The organism is Candidatus Tumulicola sp. (assembly GCA_036490475.1).
GTDB lineage: Bacteria > Vulcanimicrobiota > Vulcanimicrobiia > Vulcanimicrobiales > Vulcanimicrobiaceae > Tumulicola.
Genome location: DASXDT010000006.1, coordinates 146,970 through 168,806, shown reverse-complemented (window position 1 = coordinate 168,806; position 21,837 = coordinate 146,970). Strand labels below are relative to the sequence as shown.

At 62.0% G+C, this 21,837-nt stretch carries 22 protein-coding genes and 1 riboswitch; of the genes, 19 read left to right on the top strand and 3 right to left on the bottom strand.

The window, feature by feature from the left end:
- Positions 1-40: 40 nt before the first annotated feature.
- A riboswitch (cobalamin riboswitch) is annotated at positions 41-160 on the bottom strand.
- A gap of 66 nt (positions 161-226) precedes the next feature.
- The 3 genes from VGF98_08425 to VGF98_08415 are packed head-to-tail and all read left to right on the top strand — an operon-like array spanning position 227 to position 2,798.
- Entirely contained in the window at positions 227-1,069 is an 843-nt protein-coding gene (locus VGF98_08425; GenBank protein HEY1681644.1) for an ABC transporter substrate-binding protein, read from the top strand.
- On the top strand, positions 1,066-2,109 hold the full coding sequence (gene hflX / locus VGF98_08420) for a GTPase HflX (GenBank protein HEY1681643.1): 1,044 nt from the start codon (positions 1,066-1,068) through the stop codon (positions 2,107-2,109). Before VGF98_08425 ends, hflX begins: the two co-directional genes overlap by 4 nt.
- The gene (locus VGF98_08415) at positions 2,106-2,798 is read left to right on the top strand and encodes a serine protease (protein HEY1681642.1); all 693 of its coding nucleotides are present in this window, start codon (positions 2,106-2,108) and stop codon (positions 2,796-2,798) included. The genes hflX and VGF98_08415 overlap by 4 nt, the downstream gene beginning before the upstream one ends.
- A 15-nt stretch (positions 2,799-2,813) precedes the next feature.
- Here VGF98_08415 and VGF98_08410 read toward each other — a convergent pair whose 3' ends face one another.
- Positions 2,814-3,887, bottom strand: a complete 1,074-nt coding sequence (locus VGF98_08410; GenBank protein ID HEY1681641.1) for a potassium channel family protein — start codon at positions 3,885-3,887, stop codon at positions 2,814-2,816.
- A 56-nt stretch (positions 3,888-3,943) separates the two neighbouring features.
- Here VGF98_08410 and VGF98_08405 point away from each other — a divergent pair, with 56 nt between their 5' ends.
- The gene (locus VGF98_08405) at positions 3,944-5,533 is read left to right on the top strand and encodes a Na+/H+ antiporter (GenBank protein HEY1681640.1); all 1,590 of its coding nucleotides are present in this window, start codon (positions 3,944-3,946) and stop codon (positions 5,531-5,533) included.
- On the opposite strand, the gene VGF98_08400 is transcribed toward VGF98_08405, so the two are convergent.
- On the bottom strand, positions 5,530-6,054 hold the full coding sequence (locus tag VGF98_08400) for a carboxypeptidase regulatory-like domain-containing protein (GenBank protein HEY1681639.1): 525 nt from the start codon (positions 6,052-6,054) through the stop codon (positions 5,530-5,532). The genes VGF98_08405 and VGF98_08400 overlap by 4 nt on opposite strands.
- 96 nt (positions 6,055-6,150) lie before the next feature.
- On the opposite strand from VGF98_08400, the gene VGF98_08395 reads away from it, so the two are divergent.
- The 15 genes from VGF98_08395 (at position 6,151) to VGF98_08325 (ending at position 21,415) form a co-directional block, all read left to right on the top strand.
- Entirely contained in the window at positions 6,151-6,504 is a 354-nt protein-coding gene (locus VGF98_08395; GenBank protein HEY1681638.1) for an NADH-quinone oxidoreductase subunit A, read from the top strand.
- Positions 6,495-6,974 carry an NADH-quinone oxidoreductase subunit B family protein gene (locus VGF98_08390; protein ID HEY1681637.1) on the top strand — a complete coding sequence of 160 codons (480 nt, stop codon included), beginning with the start codon at positions 6,495-6,497 and terminating at the stop codon, positions 6,972-6,974. Before VGF98_08395 ends, VGF98_08390 begins: the two co-directional genes overlap by 10 nt.
- 15 nt (positions 6,975-6,989) lie before the next feature.
- Positions 6,990-7,595, top strand: coding sequence for an NADH-quinone oxidoreductase subunit C (locus VGF98_08385; protein HEY1681636.1), 606 nt, complete (start codon positions 6,990-6,992; stop codon positions 7,593-7,595).
- The gene (gene nuoD, locus VGF98_08380; GenBank protein ID HEY1681635.1) at positions 7,592-8,812 is read left to right on the top strand and encodes an NADH dehydrogenase (quinone) subunit D; all 1,221 of its coding nucleotides are present in this window, start codon (positions 7,592-7,594) and stop codon (positions 8,810-8,812) included. The genes VGF98_08385 and nuoD overlap by 4 nt, the downstream gene beginning before the upstream one ends.
- Positions 8,809-9,588 carry an NAD(P)H-dependent oxidoreductase subunit E gene (locus VGF98_08375; GenBank protein HEY1681634.1) on the top strand — a complete coding sequence of 260 codons (780 nt, stop codon included), beginning with the start codon at positions 8,809-8,811 and terminating at the stop codon, positions 9,586-9,588. The genes nuoD and VGF98_08375 overlap by 4 nt, the downstream gene beginning before the upstream one ends.
- The gene (nuoF, locus tag VGF98_08370) at positions 9,575-10,840 is read left to right on the top strand and encodes an NADH-quinone oxidoreductase subunit NuoF (protein ID HEY1681633.1); all 1,266 of its coding nucleotides are present in this window, start codon (positions 9,575-9,577) and stop codon (positions 10,838-10,840) included. Before VGF98_08375 ends, nuoF begins: the two co-directional genes overlap by 14 nt.
- Positions 10,837-12,828, top strand: a complete 1,992-nt coding sequence (locus tag VGF98_08365) for a molybdopterin-dependent oxidoreductase (protein HEY1681632.1) — start codon at positions 10,837-10,839, stop codon at positions 12,826-12,828. Before nuoF ends, VGF98_08365 begins: the two co-directional genes overlap by 4 nt.
- Positions 12,828-13,835: an NADH-quinone oxidoreductase subunit NuoH gene (nuoH, locus tag VGF98_08360; protein ID HEY1681631.1), complete on the top strand. Its 1,008-nt coding sequence runs from the start codon at positions 12,828-12,830 to the stop codon at positions 13,833-13,835. The genes VGF98_08365 and nuoH overlap by 1 nt, the downstream gene beginning before the upstream one ends.
- A 1-nt stretch (position 13,836) precedes the next feature.
- Positions 13,837-14,433, top strand: coding sequence for an NADH-quinone oxidoreductase subunit NuoI (nuoI, locus tag VGF98_08355; protein ID HEY1681630.1), 597 nt, complete (start codon positions 13,837-13,839; stop codon positions 14,431-14,433).
- On the top strand, positions 14,430-15,029 hold the full coding sequence (locus tag VGF98_08350) for an NADH-quinone oxidoreductase subunit J (GenBank protein ID HEY1681629.1): 600 nt from the start codon (positions 14,430-14,432) through the stop codon (positions 15,027-15,029). Before nuoI ends, VGF98_08350 begins: the two co-directional genes overlap by 4 nt.
- A 1-nt stretch (position 15,030) precedes the next feature.
- Complete coding sequence (nuoK, locus tag VGF98_08345; GenBank protein ID HEY1681628.1) at positions 15,031-15,336, top strand: NADH-quinone oxidoreductase subunit NuoK; 306 nt, start codon at positions 15,031-15,033, stop codon at positions 15,334-15,336.
- A gap of 5 nt (positions 15,337-15,341) precedes the next feature.
- Positions 15,342-17,315 carry an NADH-quinone oxidoreductase subunit L gene (gene nuoL / locus VGF98_08340; protein ID HEY1681627.1) on the top strand — a complete coding sequence of 658 codons (1,974 nt, stop codon included), beginning with the start codon at positions 15,342-15,344 and terminating at the stop codon, positions 17,313-17,315.
- Entirely contained in the window at positions 17,315-18,703 is a 1,389-nt protein-coding gene (locus VGF98_08335; GenBank protein HEY1681626.1) for an NADH-quinone oxidoreductase subunit M, read from the top strand. Before nuoL ends, VGF98_08335 begins: the two co-directional genes overlap by 1 nt.
- Positions 18,700-20,130: an NADH-quinone oxidoreductase subunit N gene (locus VGF98_08330; GenBank protein HEY1681625.1), complete on the top strand. Its 1,431-nt coding sequence runs from the start codon at positions 18,700-18,702 to the stop codon at positions 20,128-20,130. The genes VGF98_08335 and VGF98_08330 overlap by 4 nt, the downstream gene beginning before the upstream one ends.
- Positions 20,131-20,212: 82 nt before the next feature.
- On the top strand, positions 20,213-21,415 hold the full coding sequence (locus tag VGF98_08325) for a tetratricopeptide repeat protein (protein ID HEY1681624.1): 1,203 nt from the start codon (positions 20,213-20,215) through the stop codon (positions 21,413-21,415).
- A 10-nt stretch (positions 21,416-21,425) separates the two neighbouring features.
- Here the strand turns inward: VGF98_08325 and VGF98_08320 are convergent, their stop codons facing one another.
- Complete coding sequence (locus VGF98_08320; protein HEY1681623.1) at positions 21,426-21,815, bottom strand: RidA family protein; 390 nt, start codon at positions 21,813-21,815, stop codon at positions 21,426-21,428.
- Between the last annotated feature and the right edge of the window lie 22 nt (positions 21,816-21,837).

Here is a 21,837-nt window from a genome sequence, read left to right as displayed (position 1 = left end):
TCCCTTCCTTTACGCGAGGAGGACGGTGCATGGTTTGCAGCGGTATCCTGACTCGCGGATCGTCGTCGTTTGCTCGCGTCTTCCCATCCAAAGGACAGTGGCGTCGAGCGGCTCCCCGCATACAGTGGCGCGACCGTGCCGGCATCTCACCGGCTTCCCGCGCGCAAACCTATCGTCCACGTTTGGGGCGGCAGGCGGCCCTTCCTGGCGGCAGAAAGGGCGGCGGATGCGATCGCGTTGGCTTTTCGTACTCGTCGTTGTTGTTTTGTCCGCTTGCGCCGGCCGCATGCAGTCGGCACCGGCACTCGGCACGACGCGCGCGCGTATCGTCGCGTTGGCACCGTTCGTCGCAGACGATTTATACACGATCGGCGCCGGCGGCAATCTCGTTGCCGTTTCGGCCTTTACCGACGATCCGCGCGCGAGGGCGTTGCCGCGCGTGGCCGATGCGTCGTCGATCGATGCCGAGCGCATCGTCGCCCTCCATCCCGACGTCGCGGTCGGAATTCGTTCGCAGGCGCGACAAACGCAGGCGTTGCAGCACGCCGGCGTTCGCATCGTGCTCTTGGACGACGACGGCTACGAGACGATCTTTAGCAACCTGCGCACGATCGGCGCGCTGTGCGGCCGGCGCGCGCAAGCGGATGAAAAGGTGGCCGGCCTCCGTCGTACGACGGCCGAACTGCACGCCCAAACGCACGCGTTTCGCCGCGCTCCGTCGGTGTTCGTCGTGCTGGGCAACGCGCCGATCTGGACGGCCGGCAATCGGTCGTACGTCGCGACGCTCATCGCGCTGGCCGGCGGTACCAACGCGGCATCCGATTTACCCGCGGCGTACGCGCAGTATAGTTCCGAAGCGCTGATGCGCGCGCAGCCCGCAATCATCGTTGCCGATCCGATGGTGCATCTGGATGCGGCGCTCGGTACGGTTCCATGGAGCCGGTTGCAAGCGGTGCGCGCGCGACGCGTCTACACCGTGCAGCCGCCCGATATTCTGATGCGTCCGGGTCCGCAATACAACGATGGCATTCGCTGGCTGATCGATCGCCTGAAACCGATCGCATCATGAGTACGCGAGCGATCGTGGTCGCCGTCGATCTGCAGGATGTGCGCCGGCCGTTAGAACCCGAGCTGGAAGAGTTCGAAGCGTTGGCGGCCGCATCGGGTGCGACCGTGATCGAACGCATCGTGCAAAAACGCGATGCCGTCGACCCCGCGACGATGATCGGCAGCGGCAAAGTTCTGGAAATCGCCGAACGTGCTAAGGAGTTAGGGGCCGGACTTTTGTTGAGTTTCAACGATTTGCGGCCGCGCCAGCGTAAAAATCTCGAGGCGAAGATCGCATTGCCCATCGTCGACAGAACGATGCTGATTCTCGACGTGTTCTCGCAACACGCGCGAAGCCGCGAAGGTAAGCTGCAGGTCGAACTGGCGCAACTGCGCTATCGCCAATCGAACCTGATCGGTATCGGTGCGGATCTTTCCCGGTTGGGTGGCGGCATCGGAACTCGCGGGCCGGGTGAAACCAAACTCGAAGTCGATCGCCGGCGCATCGGCGAACGCGTTGCAACGCTCGAACGCCAGTTAGCCGACGTTCGGCGCCAACGCGATCTGCGGCGTTCGTCGCATCGCAGCGAGTCGCTGATTTCGCTGGTCGGCTATACTAACGCCGGCAAGTCTTCGCTGCTCAACGCGCTCACACGCAGCGACGCATTGGTAGCCGATCGACCGTTCGCGACCCTCGATCCCACGGTGCGCCGCGCGTATCTCGGCGATGGCCGGTATGCACGCGTCGCCGACACCGTTGGCTTCATCACCGATCTTCCCAAGGATTTGGTGAACGCGTTTCGCGCGACGCTCGAAGAATTGACGGATGCCGATTTGCTGGTCCACGTGATCGACGCGAGCAACTCAGATTGGCCGCGCCAGCGAGCGGCGGTCGACGCGCTTCTGGAAGAACTGGAACTGAACCGGAAACCGCAACTGCACGTGTTCAACAAATGCGATCGTGAGAGCGCACAGCCGCCGCCGGGTGAGTTGTGCATCAGCGCCCGTACGGGAGAAGGCGTCGATCGATTGCGCGACGTCATACGCGAACGTCTCGGTTGACGCTGCGATCCCTCGCCCTGCTCGCTTCGTTGGCGCTGTGCGCCTGTACGCGCAACTCGGACGACGCGTTGGTTGCGTCCGTGCGTGCGATCGAACCGTCGGTGGTGCTGCTCACGATGAAGATTCCGCCCGAGCATAAGAAAGACAAATACGACGAAGCATTCGCCACCGGATTCGTCATCGCATCGGGACCGTGGGGCAGCGACGTACTGACGGTTGCGCACGCGGTGCAAGGCGCGTGGGACTTGCACGTTACGAGCGGCAATCGCAAGCGGATCCCGGCTACCGTCATTGCAACCAACGACGACAAAGACGTCGCACTGCTGCGTACGCGCCAGCCGAATTTGCCGGTCGTCAAGCTGGGTACATCCGGCAATCTGCACCCGTACGTCGGACGCCAGGTCGGACTGCTGGGATATCCCGTGCCGGATGAATTCGAAGATGAAGATCTCGGGCTCGCGACCTCGTTAAGTTCGGGATTGCTTTCGTCGGTTCGAAAGGATGCGATCGAGGTAACCGCGGCGGTTATTCCGGGAGACAGCGGCGGCCCGGTTTTTATCGCCGACAGCGGTGAGATCGTCGGTCTGGCGGATTCGCGTTTCGACGATGAACCCAGCATCGGGTTTGCGGTTCCGATCGACGATGCGCGTGCGTTTCTGCACCGCGTCGATCGGGTGCACGGCTTCTAGAACGCGTTCGGCCGGCTAGTGCGGCCGCGATAGCGGACTGCGGTCGCCGATCCACTGCAGCGGTGGGATCGCGAAGAAGCGGGCGAGGGCGTCGAGTTGCGGTGCGTACGCGCCGCGCAGCGAAGAGAATCGACTCCACGCCGCCTCCGCGTCGTCAATCCGGTAACCCGCGTCGCGCAGGTGCGTGCAGGCGCGCTCGAACTCGGCCTGCTCCAGGCCGGGGGCGGTACCTTTCCACTCGACACCTAAGTGCCCGGCGAGATCGTGTGTGGCATGGCGGCCGAGGTCGTAGAGTACCCGCGCCTGACCGTCGTCGACCGCTTCGATCGTGGTCATTACGAGCGTTGCAGAATCCAGCAGCGTTCCAAGGGTTCCGATCCAGGACTGGTAGTCGTGGCTCGATCGGAAATATGCCAGCACCGGATAGGCCAGATGGCTTTCCATGACTTGCGCGATCCAGCGCTGTGCCTCGATCATGAGCGTCGGGAGATTGCTTCTCGTACCGCCGTGGCCGGCGATGGTTAGCAGGTCGACGCCGCTCGGTGGTACGCCGGTGCGAGCACCCAGCATCACGACGAATGTTTCGCGCGCCTGAAACGAGCCGAAGAGTGAAAACAAGTATGCGGTGATGATCGAAAACAGGCCGAGGCCGGTCGACGCCGCGACGATCGAAACAAATCGCGCAATGCCCGAGCGTCCGACGATGTCGCCGAATCCGAGCGTGGTTAGCGACGTACCGGCAAAATAGGCGGTGTCGCCGAAGTTCCCTCCGCGCGGCGACAACCCGTATCGCAAACTCCAAAAAATCGTTCCGAACCCAACGATCAGGAACAGCCCCCACATGATCGGCAGCAGCATCAACATGGCCGGCGCGAATAGCGCGAGCAAATCTTCACGCCGCTCGGCATCGCCTCCGGCGACGTTCCATGCGAGCGACGGCCACACGTTCCAGGCCCCGCGCCACACGTAATAACTCATGCGCAAACGACGGCCGACGGCGCGCGGTACGATCGCCGTTTGAAAGACGTCGTTGAGCGTCGTAAGAATGATGATGCCGCCCAGCAGCAACGCGATAATCTCGTACGCCACGCGTACGTACGCTTCGACGCGGCGGGACATAAAGCCGTTGTAGGGAAGCCGCGGGCATGACCGACGCGCTGCTGCTCGTAACGTTTCTCAGCATCGTCGTCGTGTTGAGCATCCTCGCGAGGCGGCTCAACATTCCGTATCCGATCTCGTTCGTGATCGGAGGCGTCGGTTTGGCGTTCGCGCGCAATTTACCGCATCCGCATCTCGACCCCGAGATCATCCTGCTGGTGGTACTACCGCCGCTATTGTATTCCGCAGCGTGGTCGACGGATTCATTGGAGTTGCGGCGCAACTGGCGGCCGATCTCGTTGCTGGCCTTCGGCCTCGTCATCTTTACGACGGTCGTCGTCGCCGTGGTCGTGCATGCGGTCGTTCCGGGTTTTGGTTGGCCGATCGCCTTTACTCTTGGGGCGATCGTGTCGCCGCCCGATGCGGTCGCAGCCGAAGCAATCTTCGAGCGTCTCTCGATCCCGCGCCGGATTTCGGCCATCATCTTAGGCGAGTGCCTGGTCAACGACGCGACCGCGCTGGTTCTGTACCGCTTTGCGGTGGCTGCGACAGTGCTCGGCACGTTTTCGCTGGTGCGCGCCGGCATCTCGTTCTTGGTGGTCGCGATCGGCGGTGTGGTCGTCGGGTTGGCCAGCGCGCTCATACTCGAAGCGATTTTGCGCTACATGCGCAAACGCGGCTTCGACGATCCGACGACCGCCAGCATCGTCTCGCTACTGGCACCCTACGCGGCCTATCTACCGGCAGAAGAGTTTCACTTCTCGGGCGTCTTGGCTGCGGTGACGGCCGGCGTCGTATTGAGTTGGCGGTCTCGGCATTTCATCGATTCCGAATCGCGCTTGCTCAACTCCGGCGTGTGGCGCGTGCTAACGTACGTGCTGAACGCGTTCGCGTTTCTGCTCATCGGCCTGCAACTGCCGGCAATTCTGCTGGAATTAGAGCCGCACGTGCGCGACTATGCGCTGTACGGCGCGCTCGTGGCGTTTTTAGTAATCGCCATCAGGCTGGTATGGGTGTTTCCCGCGACGTATCTGCCGCGCTTGTTCAGCGCGCGCGTTCGCGCGAGAGATCCGTCGCCGCCATGGCAGGCGGTCACCCTGATCGGATGGTCGGGAATGCGCGGCATCGTGTCGCTGGCCGCCGCTTTGGCCTTGCCGTACACGTTCGGGGATCAGCTTTTCCCCGAGCGCAGCGTGGTGATTTTCTTTACCGTCTGCGTTGTGTTCGTCACGCTCGTGCTGCAAGGGCTCACGCTCGGCCCGCTGATCGAGCGCTTGGGGATGACCGAGTCCAGCCGCGGTCACGGCCGCGAAAACCGCCTGCGCATCGTTGCGCTCGAAGCGGGAATGGCCCAGTTACGCACGCACATGCGCGATCATACCGGTGGCCCGGAGATGGAAGTCGGCGGCCGGCTCATCGAAGAGTATCGTCATCGCATCGACGTCTTGCGGGGTAAGGCGCAGCGCGAGGACGACGAGGCTGCAGTCGAGTCGCAAATCGATCACCGCCTGCAATGCTTGGCACTCGAAGGCGAGCGGACGGCTATCACACGACTTCGCGAGAGTGGCGAGATTCCGGACGAGATCTTTCGGTCGATCGAGTACGACCTCGATCTCGCCGCCCTGCGACTAAACTAGCTGCTCGTTGAGCCCGAGGGCGAAGGCGACGGCGTTGCGGACGACGGCGGTGCGGCCGCCGGATTGGGTTCGCCGCCCGGCGTAGGTGCGACGCCAGGTGCCGGAGCCTCGGTCGGTGCCGTACTCGGGGAGGTCTTCGGCGTCGGCGTGGCAGGCGGCGCTAGGGTCGGCAACCCGGCCGGATGGATCAGCGGAACGAGCCGGATGTAACCGATCGAGGCGCCCTTATCTTTCTCGATCGTAATGTCCGCCGTCGCCGGGGTGTAGCCCGGGGCCCGAGCCGTAACCGTCTGATCGCCTGCCGGCACCTTCGTTAACGTGAACGCGCCGCGCGCGTCGGCCGACGCAGTGTACAACGAGCCGACCGAAACCAGCGCGGCCGAAATCGGACGGTTCGTCATCGCATCGAGCACTCGGCCGGTTACCTGGCCGTAATCTTGCACGCCGACAACTCCCGGGGACGACGAGCAGCCGTCACCGAGCGAGAATAGCAGCAACGCTCCCAAAACGAAATAACGCATGCGCGAATTGTACGGCAACGGACGGCTTAGCGCAAACGCCACGGTTCGACAACTCGCCAGGTCATCGTGCGGAGGTTGTGAAAACGTCCCACCGCCATGAATCCGTACGTCCCGGTCGCGATCTTCCTCTGCGTCGCGCTTGCAGCGGCGCTGATGTTTACCATACTGCCGGGACTGCTGGGCCGTCGTAAGCCGAATCCGCAAAAATCGGAAGCGTACGAATGTGGCGTCGAGCCCACCTCGGCCGTCGCGGGGCGCTTTCCGGTGCGGTTTTATTTGGTTGCGATGCTGTTCGTCATCTTCGATGTCGAGGCTGCGTCGTTTTATCCGTGGGCCGTCCTGATGCACCAGCTGCGTGTCTTCGGGTTGCTCGAGATGGCCGTGTTCATCGTGGTGTTGGCAATCGGCTACGCCTACGTATGGAAGAAGGGCGGCTTCGTATGGCGGTGAGTCCCGGCCAGTTTCTGCTCGCGCGTGTCGATGAAGTTGCACGCTGGGCGCAGAGCTCGTCGGTGTGGCCCTTGACCATGGGGCTCGCATGTTGTGCCATTGAGATGATGACCGTCACTTCGGCCGAGTACGACATCGCGCGGCTGGGTTCTGAGGTCTTTCGCAGTTCGCCGCGCCAGGCCGACTTGATGATTGTGTCCGGCCGTGTCGCCTGGAAAATGGCGCCCGTCGTAAAGCGTTTGTACGACCAGATGGCCGACCCGAAGTGGGTGATCTCGATGGGCGCGTGTGCTAGCTCCGGCGGCATCTTCGATAATTACGCGGTCGTTCAGGGCATCGATACCATCGTGCCGGTCGACGTGTACGTGCCGGGCTGTCCGCCGACACCGGACGGTCTCTTATACGCGGTCAACTTGATCCAGCAGCAGATCCGTGAAGGCGGTCGCGGCGGGATCCTGGCCCGGTCGTAAGCGAGGAGCCGACGCATGCCGAGCACGCAAACGCCGCCCCTCGCAGGAGCCGCGCTCGATCCGACGGCGCTCCGTCCGGATATCGATGACGCCGTCATCGAACGAGTAGAAATCGCCGCGCTGCGCGCTCGCCTCGAAGCGCTCAAAGCCGATGGCTATGCGATGCTGCTCGACCTCGGGGCCGTCGATTATTTGGGACGCACGCCGCGGTTCGACGTGGTCTATCATCTGTTGCGTCTCGCTCCGCAGCGCGCGACGCCCGAAACGATCGGTAAACCGCAACGCGTTCGCATCCTCTGTGGCGTGCCCGATGACGAGCCGCACCTTCCATCCGTGATGGACTTATGGAAGTCGGCCGACTGGGCCGAGCGCGAAGTATTCGATCTCTTTGGGATCGTGTTCGACGGTCATCGTGATTTGCGGCGCATTCAAATGCCGTACACGTGGGAGGGCCATCCACTGCGCAAGGACTACCCGGTTCGCGGTGCGGCGGCCGAACGCTCTCCGCGTCCCGCGTTCGCGTTAAAGAGCAACGTGCAAGCCGGAACGCCGCCGTCGGGTGAAACGCTTGCGGCGTTGCAAGATCAAGTGAAGCGCGCCCGCGAGGGGAACGCAACGTGAGCCTTTCCACCCAGGTGCTAACGCCGGAAATAGTTTCGCAAGAAGGCAACGCGATGGTGTTGTCGATGGGGCCACAGCATCCATCGACTCACGGCGTTTTGCAAATCGTTCTCGAGATCGAGGGCGAGAGCGTTGTGAAGGCCGAGCCGGAGATCGGCTACCTGCACACCGGCATAGAGAAGACGGCCGAAAATCTCTTCTGGTCGCAAGCCCAAACCGTCATCGAGCGCATGGATTACCTCGCGCCCGAGTCTAACTCGTTGTGCTACGCGCTTGCCGTCGAAAAGCTGCTGGGTATCAGCGATCGCATACCGCAGCGCGCGCTCGACATCCGCGTGATGGTTATGGAGCTGACGCGCATCGCGTCGCATTGCGTCTGGCTCGGAACGCACGGCATCGATCTCGGAGCAATTTCCGTGTTTTTCTATTGCTTCGATTTGCGCGAGAACATTCTCGACATGTCCGAAGCGTCGGGCGGCGCGCGCATGCATCCAAACTACGTTCGCGTGGGTGGCCTTAACGGCGATCTGCCGGCCGGATTCAACGACGAATTCGACGCGTTTCTCACCAAATTCCCCGGGCGCATGCGCGATCTGCGCGGCCTGCTGCAGGCCAATCCGATCTTTCAAGATCGCACCATCGGCATCGGAATACTCTCGCCCGAAGAAGCGCTGCAATGGAACGTCACCGGCCCGAGCCTGCGCGGCAGCGGCATCGCCTACGACGTGCGTAAGGCATTTCCGTACACCGGTTACGAAACGTACGATTTCGACGTTCCGGTACGCGACGAAGGCGACGCCTACGCGCGCTTTCTCGTGCGTCTCGACGAAATGGAGCAGTCGCATCGCATCCTCAAACAGGTACGCGAGCGCCTAAACCAACCCGGTCCCGTGATGATCGACGATCCAAAGGTTGCCGGGCCGCCCAAAGAGACGATTGCGTTGTCGATGGAAGCCTTGATCCACCACTTCAAGGTCGTCAGCGAAGGGTTCCGGGTGCCGCCGGGTGACGTGTATCAGGCCGTCGAGTCGCCGCGCGGAGAGCTCGGCTATTACGTCGTGAGCAACGGAGAAAACCGCCCGTATCGTATCCGCACGCGGCCGCCGAGCATGTACAATTTGCAATCGGTCAAGAGCTTGGCCCCGGGCAATCTGATTGCCGATCTGGTCGTGATCCTCGGTTCGCTCGACCCGGTCTTCGGCGAGGTCGACCGGTGAACGGCACGACGGATTTCGCCGCGCTACGCGCCCGTCTGCAGCCGCAGTGCGAGACCATCATCGGTCGGTACGAAGAAAAACGCTCGGCGTTGCTGATGCTCATGCATCTCTTTCAAGAAGCACAAGGCTACGTCAGCCAGGACGCGATCGAAGCGGTGTCGGACATGCTGTCGATTACGCCGGCCGAAACCGAGGGCACGGTATCGTTCTACACGCTGTTGTATCGCAAACCGGTCGGCCGGTATATGCTGCAGCCATGCCGCGGCCTAGCATGCGCGATCAACGGCGCGGACGACGTCATGGCATACTTCCGCGAACGTCTCGGTGTCGGTCATTTAGAAACGACCTCGGACGGTGTGTTCTCGTACGAAGAAGTCGAATGTTTGGCGGCCTGCGATCGAGCGTCGTGCATGCAAGTAAATCTCGAGTTCGTGTACGATCTGACGCCAGACAAGATCGAGGCGATGCTCGATTCGATGCGCGCCGGAACCTACGGCGTCGCGCCTGCCTCGCAGACCGCAGCGCCCGCTCGCACCTGGCGCCTGCGTGCCGACGACCAAGTGTCGACGGGTCGCAAGTCGCCGGGAGCGCAAGGCGTCGAGAGCCCGAACAACGCGGGCGGCGTTGGTGACAAGAGCGGCATCATTATGCTGGATCGGATCGTCGCGGGCGATTCCGATTTTTTCCGCGGAACTCGCGAACGCGCGGTTACGGATTCGAAGCGCGTGGTCGATGTCGTCGAACGGGAAGAAGCGGGCGAACGTGCCGGTCACTAAAGTATTGACCGCCGGCATCGGCGAGGCCGACCTCCGGGACATCTCCGTCTATCGCGATCGCGGCGGGTACAAGCAATGGGAGCGCGCGGTGCGCGAACTCAAGCCGTCCGACGTGCTGGATCTGGCGGAACGTTCCGGACTACGCGGGCGCGGCGGGGCCGGTTTTCCGACGGGAAAGAAGTGGTCGTTCCTTCCGACCGACCAAAACGTCCGGTACTTGGTGTGTAACAGCGACGAAGCCGAACCCGGCACGTTCAAAGATCACATGCTGATCGAAGAAGCGCCGCACTTGGTGCTCGAAGGCATGTTGCTCGGTTCGTATGGCATCGCGTGCCATCACGCGTACATCTATATTCGCGGCGAGTTCAAGCGCGGATACGAGATTTTCTCGGCAGCAGTCGAAGAAGCGCGCGCTGCCGGCATGCTCGGTTCGAATATTTTCGGCACCGGCTTCGACCTCGAAGTCACGGTACATCGGGGCGCCGGCGCCTATATCTGCGGCGAAGAAACCGGTCTGCTCAACTCGCTGGAGGGTAAGCGCGGCGAGCCGCGGCTCAAACCACCCTTTCCGGCCATCGCCGGCTTATACGGTAAGCCCACCGTCGTCAACAACGTCGAAACGCTCGCCTACCTCGTGCCGATCCTCGAACGCGGGGCCGAGTGGTTCGCTGCGGTCGGCACCGAGCGCAGCAAAGGTTACAAAATCGTGTCCGTTTCGGGTCACGTGCAAAAGCCCGGCAACTACGAAGTCGCGCTCGGAACGACCGTACGAGAAATTATCGATATCGCCGGAGGATTGCGCGCGGGTCGCTCGTTCATGGCGGTTCAACCCGGCGGCGGTTCGTCGGCGTGCATTTTTGAGGAGCATCTCGATCTGCCATACGATTACGAAAACATGGCCAAGGCCGGGTCGATGCTGGGGTCGGGCGCGTTCGTCGTTTTCGACGATACGACTGACTTTGTGAAAGCCGCGTATAATTTGGTGCGATTTTTCGCGCACGAATCGTGCGGCCAATGCACGCCCTGTCGCGAAGGCGGACACTGGCTCGAGCGGGTATTGGAGCGCTTGGTGCATAGCGAGGGCGTTCCCGGCGATATCGACATGCTGCTGCGAGTATCGTCGACGATCACCGGTTTGAATTTGTGCGCGTTGGGCGATTCGATCGAGCCGTTCCTCAAATCGGTCATCGTTCAGTTTCCCGAGCAATTTGCGTCGCGCGTTTCGGGCGTGCCGCAACCGGTGACCGCATGAACGTCAACCTGACGATCGACGGCGTTCCGGTTTCCGTCCCGAAGGGCACGTTGCTGGTCGAAGCGGCGAAAACCGTCAAGCAAGAAATTCCGGTGTACTGCTATCACCCAAAGCTCGGGCCGGCCGGTCTGTGCCGCGTGTGTTTGGTCGAAATCGACGGTATGCCGAAGCTGCAGATCGCCTGCAACACGCCGGCCGCCGAGGGCATGGTGGTGCGAACCCAAGGTGAGCGCGTGGATGCGGGGCGCGCGATGATTCTCGAACTACTTCTGGTCAATCATCCGCTCGATTGTCCGATTTGCGACAAAGGCGGCGAGTGCGATCTTCAGGACTACGCAATGGCGTACGCGCGACCGACGTCCGACGTCGTCGACCCGAAGACGCGCAAGCCGAAGGCCGTCGATCTCGGTCCGACCATCGTGCTCGATGAAGAACGTTGCGTCGTGTGTCAACGATGCGTGCGATTCGACGATATCATCGCCGACGAGCGCCAACTGGTCGTAAAAGACCGCGGCGCCGGCGATATCATTGCAACGGCCACCGATCGTCCGTACGAACACAACTTCACGGGGAACGTCACCGAATTGTGTCCGGTCGGTGCGTTGACGTCCAAGACCTATCGGTTCAAGTCGCGTCCCTGGGATCTCAACCGTACGAAAACGACGTGCACGCAATGTGCGGTTGGCTGCGGGGAGTTTGCCGACGTTCGGTACGGAACGTTGCTGCGCACGATGTCGATCGAAGACGACACCGTGTCCGACGGCTGGCTGTGCGATCGCGGACGCTACAATATCGCTTTCTACAACTCGCCAGAGCGCGTAACGCAACCGCTGTATAAGAAGAACGGCACGTTCGTGCAAATCGGCTGGGACGACGCCTTTGCCCTGTGGGCGAAAGCGTTGCGTTCGGCGCGCGAGCGTTTGGGTGCCAACGGCGCCGGGGCGATCGGCGGCGGACGCTTGACCAACGAGGAAGCGTATGTGTTGCAGCACGTGTTTCGCGAGTTCGGCACGCCCAATTTGGACTGGCGAGCGGGTCGCCAACGGCAGGCCACGCCGGGCGTAAACGGCGGGACGTACGAGGAGCTGGAGAACGCGCAGGCGATCGTCATCGCCGGTGGCTCGCCCGAAGAACTGGCGCCCGTGATGTGGTTGCGCGTACGTAAAGCGCGCTTGCATGGCAACGCCACGCTGATTCGCGAGGACGATCCCGCACGAGCGCGCGCTTCGCTTCCGGACGGCGTCGAACGGGTCGCATTGATTTGGGACGGTGTGGACGCTGCCGTCGGACGCGCCTTCGCGCAAGCGTTTGCAGGCATTGCCGGTGTACGAACCTACATCGCGAGCGAACAAGGCAACGCGCGCGGCGCCGAAGCCATGGGCATGTTGCCCAACGCGCGGCCCGGCTATCGTCCCGAAGATTCAGCGCGCGGGGCGGTGCAGATGTTCGAAGACGCAGCGGCCGGGAAACTCGACGTGCTGTCGCTGTTCGGCGTTAATCCGGTTCGCAACGCCGCCAATGGAGCAGCCATAGCGCAAACGCTGTCTGCGATTCCGTTCTTGGCGGTGAGCGAACTGTTCGTCACCGAAACCGCACAGCTGGCGACCCTCGTGCTGCCGGCCAAGGGCGCCTTCGAAAAATTTGGGACGACGACCGCGCTCACCGGGGCGGTCCTCGACGTTCGTGCGTCCATCGAAGCGCCGGCCGGCGTACTTTCGGATTTAGAGATGTTGATCGGCTTGGCGGAGTCGCTGGACGTCGATCTGCCGTCGCAGGAAACGCTGGAACGCGCGGTTGCAGAGAGCGCCGCAGCGACGTCCGACTCGTTCGGCTTCGGTTCCGGACCGTTCGCTTGGGAGCAATCGCCGGATGCTCCGTCCAGCGCACCGCGCATCTTGTCGGGCGGCGGTACGTGGCGCAACGATCCGACGGTGGCCACGCTCGAGGCGCGCAACGATGCGGGGCTCTCTGCCGTGGTGGCGCGTTGATGCAAGGAGTCGTCGACACGGTCAATGCCGCGCCGTTGTGGCTGGTCGTTTTGGTGAAATCGATCGTACTGCTCGTCGTCGTAATGACGACGTTCGCGTATTCCATGTTGGCCGAACGCAAAGTGTTGGGCTGGATGCAGCTGCGCCCCGGGCCGAATCGCGTAGGACCGTGGGGCTTGATGCAGCCGGCCGCCGATGCGGCGAAACTCATGCTGAAGGAAGATCTGACGCCGGCAACTGCCGATCCACTGATCTACCGGCTTGCGCCGTTCATCTCGCTGTTGACCGCCTTTGCGGTATACGCGGTCATTCCGTTCGGTTCGTCGTCCGCGGGAACGTGGGCGATCGGCAACGTCAACGCCGGCATTCTCGTTATTCTCGCGATTACGTCGATCGGCGTGTACGGTATCTCGTTAGGCGGCTGGGCCTCCGGTTCGAAGTATCCGTTGTTAGGCAGCATCCGCGGGACCGCGCAGATGATCAGCTACGAACTCGCGATGTCTTTGTCGTTTATCGGCGTGCTGATTCTCGCCGGCACGACGTCGCTCGATGGAATCGTGGCAGCCCAAAACCGCTGGTGGTTCTTCGTGCCGCAAATCGTCGGGTTTGTCGTGTACGTGATCACGGCGGTGGCCGAAACCAACCGCACGCCGTTCGACTTGGTCGAGGCCGAAACCGAACTCGTCGCCGGGTTTCACACCGAATATTCGGGTTTGCGCTTCGGTTTGTTCTTCATCGCCGAGTACGTGAATATGCTGACCGTCTCGTGTATCGCCACGCTGCTGTTTTTCGGAGGCTGGAACGCGCCGTTCGGTTTGACGATGGTGCCGGGCGTCATTTGGTTCTTGATGAAGGTCGCCGGCTTCATGTTCTTTTACATTTGGCTGCGCGCGACGCTTCCACGACTACGCTACGACCGCCTGATGGCGTTTGGCTGGAAAGTGCTGCTGCCGATCGCGACGCTAAACTTGGTGGTAACCGCCGTCATCGTGGCGCTGCGAGGATAACGTGAGAAAAAATCTCTACAACGTCGGCGCGATTCTCAGGGGTTTTTCGATTACGTTCGGCTACATGTTCAAAAAGCGGCCGACGATCGAATACCCGACGGTGAAAAAACAGCACGCGCCGCGCTTCCACGGTTTGCACGAATTACGCCGCTACGACGATGGCAAAGAGCGCTGCATCGGCTGCGAATTGTGCTCGAGCGCGTGCCCGGCCAATGCAATCACCGTGATCGGTGCCGAGAACGCTCCGGACGAACGGCGCTCGCCCGGCGAACGGTACGCCGCGCGCTACGAGATCGACGAGCTGCGATGCATCTTTTGCGGCATGTGCGAAGAAGCGTGTCCGACCGACGCGATCGTGCTTACCCCGCGTTTCGAAATGGCCGACTACCGTCGCGGTTCGTTCGTGTACGATAAGAACCGTCTACTCGTGCCGCCCGATGCGGGTGTCGGCGCCGCGCCTGACGAGCGTCCCGGCGGGATCCCCGGCGATTTAGGTCGCGTGGCGGAAATCAAGTCCACGACCGACGTCGCCGAAGGGTACTCCGCGACGTTCCGTGGCGAAATTCTCAAGACCCAGCGCAAGGGGCTGGCGGGATGATCGCGTTCTGGTTCTTAGCCGCGTTCGTCATTGCCAGCGCGGTATGGACGATTTCGGCGCGGAAACCGGTCTACAGCGTCGTCGCACTGCTCGCCAACTTCGCAGCGCTCGCCGCACTCTACATGACGCTTTCGGCCGAATTTTTGGCCGTGATGCAGATCATCGTGTATTCGGGTGCGATCCTGATTCTGTTCGTTTTCGTGATCGCGTTGCTCAGCAGCGGCGTCGCTCCATTTTCGATGGGACCGAACCGGTTGCCGCGCGTGTGGATTCCGGCAACCATCATCTTACTCGGCGCGCTCGGTTTTTTGACGTACGCCGCCTCGACCCAACGCGGCACGCTCGTTTCCGCGAGCGGTACGTCGACGCTCGGACCTGTCGGAACCGCAAACGTCTTCGGCAGCGTCGCTGACTTCGGCAAAGCCTTATTCACGGTACATCTGTTGCCGTTCGAAGTCACCGCCTTGATTCTGATGGTCGCCGTCATCGGGGTCGTGATGTTGGCCGGAGATCGCGGCCCGTTCGTCCCAACGCGCCGTCACGCCGAGCAAGTCGAACGCTCGAACCGCGAGGCGATTCTGCGGGGAGGAGACTGACGTGCCGGTGCCTATTGCCGATTACGTAGGACTGTCGGCGGTCATGTTCTTTCTCGGCGTTGCGGGCGTCGTGGTGCGTCGCAATCCGCTGGTGATGTTGATGAGCATAGAGCTGATGTTCAATGCCGCCAACTTGCTCTTTATCGCCTACGCTAGATCGTGGGTGGCCAACGCGGGACAGGTCTTCGCGTTTCTGGTGATTACTGTGGCAGCGGCCGAGGCTGCGATCGGCCTCGCGATCGTCGTCACGACGTTCCGTTCCGAGCGGCACGTCGACGTCGACGATATTAGGTTGTTGCGCGGATGAGCGGCGTGCATCATATTCTCGGCGTCGACGGGTCGTATCCGGCGATCGTCGCGCTCTGGTTGCTGCCGCTGGCCGGCGCGATTCTCTGCTGGGCGTTCGGCCCACAGTTGCGCGCGCGCGCCGGGTGGCTCGCCAGTGCGATCCTCGGCGTTTCGTTCGTGTTGGCCGTCATATCGTGGCCGGCCGGTACGCAACATGCCGGTAGCGCGCTCGGCGCGCGCCAGATGCTCGGATCGTGGATGCCGGGTAGCTTCGATTTTGGATTGCTGCTCGATCCGCTGTCGCTGCTGTGGACCTTGATCGTCACCGGTGTCGGCTTCTTGATCCATCTGTATTCGATCGGGTATATGGACGGCGATCGCGCCAACGCGCGCTTTTTCGCCTATCTCAACTTTTTCGTGTTCGCGATGCTCACGCTGGTGTTGTCCGACAACTTTGTCGGGCTGCTCGTCGGTTGGGGTCTCGTCGGCCTCGCATCGTATTTCCTGATCGGATTCTGGTTCGAGCGCCCGTCGGCGGTGGCCGCGGCGCGTAAAGCGCTGGTTATCAACGTCGCCGGCGACGCCGGCATTATGTTTGCGATTTTCGCGATCTTCTCGGTGACCGGTTCGATCGGGTACGGCGACGGATTCGCGGCAGCCGGTTCGTACGGTCCCGGATTGCTCTTCGCGATTTGCATCGGTCTATTTATCGGTGCGGCGGCCAAATCGGCCCAGATTCCGTTTCACACCTGGTTGCCCGACGCGATGGAAGGCCCGACGCCGGTGTCGGCCCTGATTCATGCGGCCACCATGGTCACGGCCGGCGTCTATTTGATCGCGCGCTGCGCTCCGCTGTGGAGCGCCAGTCCGCACGCACAAGAACTGGCCGGGGTCATTGGCGGTTTGACGGCGGTTGCCGGCGGCATTCTCGGCTGCGTGCAGTGGGATATCAAACGAATCCTGGCTTACTCGACGATGTCGCAGATCGGCTACATGATCATGGGCGTCGGCGTCGGCGCGTACACCGGCGGCGTCGCACATTTCTTTACGCACGCATTCTTTAAAGCGCAGCTTTTTTTGGCCGCCGGTATCGTCATTCACGCGCTGGCCGACGAACAAGACGTGCGGCGTATGGGCGGTTTGCGCAAACGCATGCCGCTGGCGTTCTGGGCGATTCTTACCGGCGTGCTCTCGATTTGCGGCATTCCGCCGCTCAGCGGATTCTTCTCGAAGGACCAAGTGATCTACGGAGCGTTGGAGCACGGACATCCGTGGCTCGCGCTCGCAGGCGCACTAACGGCGGGCATCACGGCGTACTATATGTTCCGCCTGCTGTTCGTCACGTTCTTGGGCAACTATCGTGGCGATGTCGATCCGGCGCAATTGGGTATCGCTCGTCCGCAGACTGCCGTGCCGTCGCACGCAGCGTCGCACCATCATCCGCCGGCGTGGTTGATGGGGCTACCGGTTGCAGTATTGATCGTTCCAACGGTAGCGATCGGCGCGGTGTTGATGTTTGGCGGCGAGCATTCGCTGTGGTCGCAATACTTCGCGCCGCAATTCCCTTTGCAAGCGTTGCCCGCAGCGCCGGTTTCCGAACTCGTCGCATCCGGCATCGTGCTGCTGTTCGTGCTCGCGGGATTCGGTGCCGCATATAGCCGCTACGCCACCGGCGCCGCGCTCGCGAACGCGGTCGAACGTCTGCGTGCGGAGACCTTCGGCACTCCGCCGGTCTTGACGCACCTGTTCTACTTTAACGAAGCCATCGACGTGTTGATCGTGCGGCCGTCGACGTGGCTTGGAGCCGCCTTCACCCGCTTCGTGGATCCACACGTGATCGACGGCGCGGTTCGCGAGGTGGCGACCGTCGCGCGCGGCTTGGGAACGTTGATGCGTTCCTTCGAAACCGGGCTCGTGCGTGCGTACGCACTCGTCCTGGCGTTTGGGGCAGCGTGCTTTATCGTGTACTACGCAATCGCCGCCGTGGGAACGCACTGATGCTGGTACTTGCGACCATTCTGCTGCCGTTCGTCGGTGCCGGCGTGCTGTGCGCGCTACCACGCGACGACAATCGGATTTCGCGCGTGCTCGGAACGATCGTCGCGGTTGCCACGTTCGTCATGACCATCGCGGGTGTCGACCAGGAGTGGAGTTTCCGCTGGCTTTCCCGCCCGTTCGAAGCGGCATTTCACTTTGGCTCAACGCCCGTTTCATTTTGGCTAGCACTGTTGTTGGCGCTCTGCACGGCATGCGCCATCGCGGTCACTAACGTGCCGCGAACGCGCGGCTTCGTCGCGTGGATGCTGGTGCTCGAAGGCGCGATGCTGGGATTGTTTCTCTCGCGCGATCTGCTGGCATTTGCACTGTTTTGGGATCTGATGCTCGTGCCGGTCTTCCTCGGATTGATCGGGTGGAGCGTGCATCCGGCCACGGCCTGGCGCTACTTCATCTACAACTTTGCGGGCGGCTTGTTGTTGCTGATGGCAACCGCCGCGTTCGGCGTCATTTACGGTTCGACCGACGTCATCGGCCGTACCGACGTGCATCTCGCCGGCGCGTGGGCTCCGTGGATCTTTGCCGGCTTTGCAATAGCGTTTCTCGTGAAAACGCCGGTGTGGCCGCTGCACACGTGGATGCCGTTGACGTACTCTGCTTTACCATCGCCGATGGTCGCCGTCGTTTCCGCGGTGCAGTCCAAAGCCGGCTTGTACGGATTCCTGGCGATCGGGCTAGCGTTCTTACCGGACTACGTGCACGAGTACGCACCGTTGCTCATCGTGCTGGGCGCGATTTCGTTGTTGTACGGAGCCGTTGCGGCGCTGGTCGCGAACGACGCGAAGCGCATCGTGGCGTATTCTTCGCTTTCGCACTTAGGCTTGATTCTGATCGCCGTCGCAATCGGTAATCGCGTCGCGCTCGAAGGCGCGATGGTGTATCTGGTCGCGCACGGACTGTTTTCGGCCGCGCTGTTTCTGCTGTTGGGGTACGTCGAGGAGCGTGAAGGAACGCGTTCGGTCCTGCGGCTTGGCGGACTCGGCCGCGACAATCCGCGCATGGCGGGGGCGTTTTGCATTGCGTGCGTCGCCGCACTCGGTTTGCCCGGCTTGGCCGGTTTTGCGGGCGAGCTCGTGATTCTGATCGGCGTCTACCAGGCCGGCGGACTGTGGGCCGCGATCGTCGCGTTGGTCGCGATCGTCCTCGCATCGGCATACTTTATCCGCCTGTATCAGGATGTAATGAACGGTCCCCCGGTCGACGATTTACCGATACGTCCGGATATGAACTGGCTCGAAGGATTAGCGGTCGCGCCGCTGTTGGCCGCGCTGGTCATCGTCGGCGTGCAGCCGCACGCGATCATGGCCGCATTTGCGGGGATTCCGAAGTGATCGCGCTTCCGTTTACGACCGGCGACTGGTTGGCGCTGCTGCCGATCGGGATCGTCGGCGTCGCCGGACTGCTGGTGCTGGTGGCGGATCTCTTTTCGCGTAAGCACGCGCCGCGCTATCTGAACATCGCCATCGGGCTGGCCGGAGCCGCCGCCGCGGCCGGATTCGCGGCGAGTCAATACGGTCACGATCGCAGTACGTTTTTCGGCGGATTTCTCACCGGCGGTTTTACATCCGTCTTCGAAATCGTCGTTCTGATCGCGTTGGCCGGATCGCTCGTCTTATATGGAGCCCTCGGTGACGAAGAAGTGCTCGGCGGCACCGTTGCCTTGATGTTGTGGAGCGCGTGCGGCGCTATGCTGATGGCCGGCTCCGCCAATCTCATGACGGTCTTCCTCGGCCTCGAACTGCTTTCGCTGGCGCTGTATTGTCTGTGCGGTCTCGTCGATCGCAAGACCGCGCGCGAGGCCGCGCTCAAATACTTGATCCTCAGCTCGACTGCGTCGGGCTTCATGCTCTATGGAATGGGTCTGCTCTTCGGCGCGACCGGTAGCGTGCAGTTCGCCGATTTCGTGAATCCGGCGTTGGCGTCCAGTCCGATTTTTTGGTTAGGTGCCGGCTTGTTCTTAGTCGGCTTGGCGTTCAAGATGAGTTTGGTTCCGTTCCATACGTGGGCGCCCGATGTGTACGAAGGCGCGCCGTTGCCGGTCACCGCGTTCATGAGCGTGGCAACCAAAGCCGCGGTGTTGGCAGTTTTCGCTCGATTCGCGTATGCCGCGTTGCCGTCGGCGGCCGCCGGGGCGGTGCTGTTGCCGATCTGGATCGTGGCTGGGATCTCGATGATTGCCGGCAACGTCGGCATGTTGGCGCAGCACGATCTCAAGCGGCTGCTGGCCTATTCCGGCATCGCACAGGTCGGGTATATTCTCACCGCAATGGCAGGCACGACGGCCCTCGGGCTGCGCTACGCCATGTATTACCTGGTCGCGTATTCGTTTATGAACCTCGGGGCGTTCGCGGTCGCTGCCGCGATGTCGGGTGGAGGGGAAGAAGGCTCGTGGCTTGGCAACTACGCCGGGCTGGCACAGCGCCGCCCCTGGCTGGCTGCCTCGATGACGTTCTTCCTAATCGGAATGGCGGGACTGCCGCCCACCGCCGGCTTCCTCGGAAAAATCTTGATCCTGTCCTCGAGCGTCGGAGCCGGCTACGTTTGGATGGCCGCGCTGCTGATCGTCGGTACGGCGATTTCGCTGTACGCCTACGCTAAGGTCGTGTTTGCAATGTATTCGCAGACGCAGCATCGGGTGCGAGACGTACGGCCGTTCGTCCCGCTTGCTTGGCTGAGCGCCGGCATATGCACGGTAGCAGTCGTGATCATGACCTTCTATCCGCTTACGCCCAGCGACGTGCTGCCGTTGGTGCGTTAGAAAAAGGGCTTCTCGGCGTCACGGAGCGCCCTTGCGGGCGTTATAATCGGTAGAGAGAACTGGGTCCGTCGGGGAGGTTGCCATGAATCGCCGATTTTCAAAATACGCCGTTATCGTATTCGTGCTGGTCGCGCTGGCAGGGGGCCGGGCTTTCGCCCAAACCAAGCTCGTGAACGACCCATCGATCTTCGAGCCGATCTTCGTGTCCGACCCGCAAGGAGCCATACACGCGGCCCGCGAGCGTATCGCCGCCGGCGACCTCGCCGGGGCGGTCAAAGGCCTCGAGACCTACGTTGTGTCGCATCCGGGCGAAGCCTCACCCGAACGATTCCTCGGCGATTTATATTATCGCCAAGGCCGACTCGACAAAGCCGAAGTGGTGTATTTGCACATTCTGCAACATATGCCGACCGATAAAGAGACGCATAACCGGCTCGGTGTCGTATATGCGACCGAAAATCGCGTCGACGATGCAATCGCGCAGTTCAATGCGGCGCTACCCGGAACCGATTCTGTCGGCGACCTGGTCGCGATGCATCAGCGTAAAGGCGATCTCAACGCCTACCAAACGCAGATGGAACAGCTCGCCGCCAGCGAACCGACCGACGCCAACATTCAAGCCGAAGTCGGGCAAATCTATGCGACGCTGCACCGTCCGGTCGAAGCGCTCGCGTTTTTCAAACGCGCGCTCGATAGCGATCCCCAATCGTTGACTGCGCTCAACGGCGTCGGACTCGCCTATTTCGATACGCGCGATTACGCCGATGCGGTCACCTATTTCCGCAAGTGCCTGTCGATCGATAACACCAACTACAGCTGCACGAATAACCTCGGCGCTGCGTTCTTAGAATCGGGCGACGGCGATTCGGCGAAGCCCTCGCTCGCGCGCGCCCGGCAACTCGAACCGGAACGCCCCGAAGCGCTCGTCAACTTCGGTTTCTTAGCCGACCGCAACGGCGACTGGAAGCGTGCCGTGCAATACTACGTGCAAGCGACGGTCGTGGGACCCTATCTGCCCGAAGCATACGTGGACCTCGGTATCGACTACGAGCACAATGCACTGTACCCGCTCGCGCAATCGGCGCTGCTTCGTGGAATCGCAGCAGCTCCTTCGGACGGGCGTATCCGCTACTTGCTGGCGCTGGCCTACGCCGCGCAAGGCAATAACTCGCTGGCCCTCACGCAGCTGGCCGCAGCGAAACAATCGCTCGATCCTGACGTCGCGCGCATGGCCTCCGAAGAAACTGCCAAACTACGTACGGCTTCGACGCAAACCGTTCCCTAGAGGGCTTCGTCTAGGCGTTTTTCAGGCGCGCGATACAGTCGATCTCGACACGCGCGCCGCGCGGTAACGCCGCTACCGCTACCGTCGATCGGGCGGGCTTTGCCCGCCCGAAAGCACGTTCGTACGCAGCGTTTACGGCCGAGAAGTCACCCATATCGATAAGAAAGATCGTCGTTTTTACGACGTCGTCGAAGCTCGCCCCGGCAGCAACCAGTACGGCCTGCAAATTGTCGAGCACGCGTTGTGTTTGCGCCGCGATATCGCCTTCGACGATATTGCCGGTCTGCGGGTCGAGGGGGATCTGCCCGCTGCAGAACACGTCTTGCCCGGAAACGATGGCTTGACTATAGGGTCCGATCGGCGACGGCGCATCGGACGAAACGACGGATCGATGGTTCACGGGAACGGGCGTTCTGCGCGCG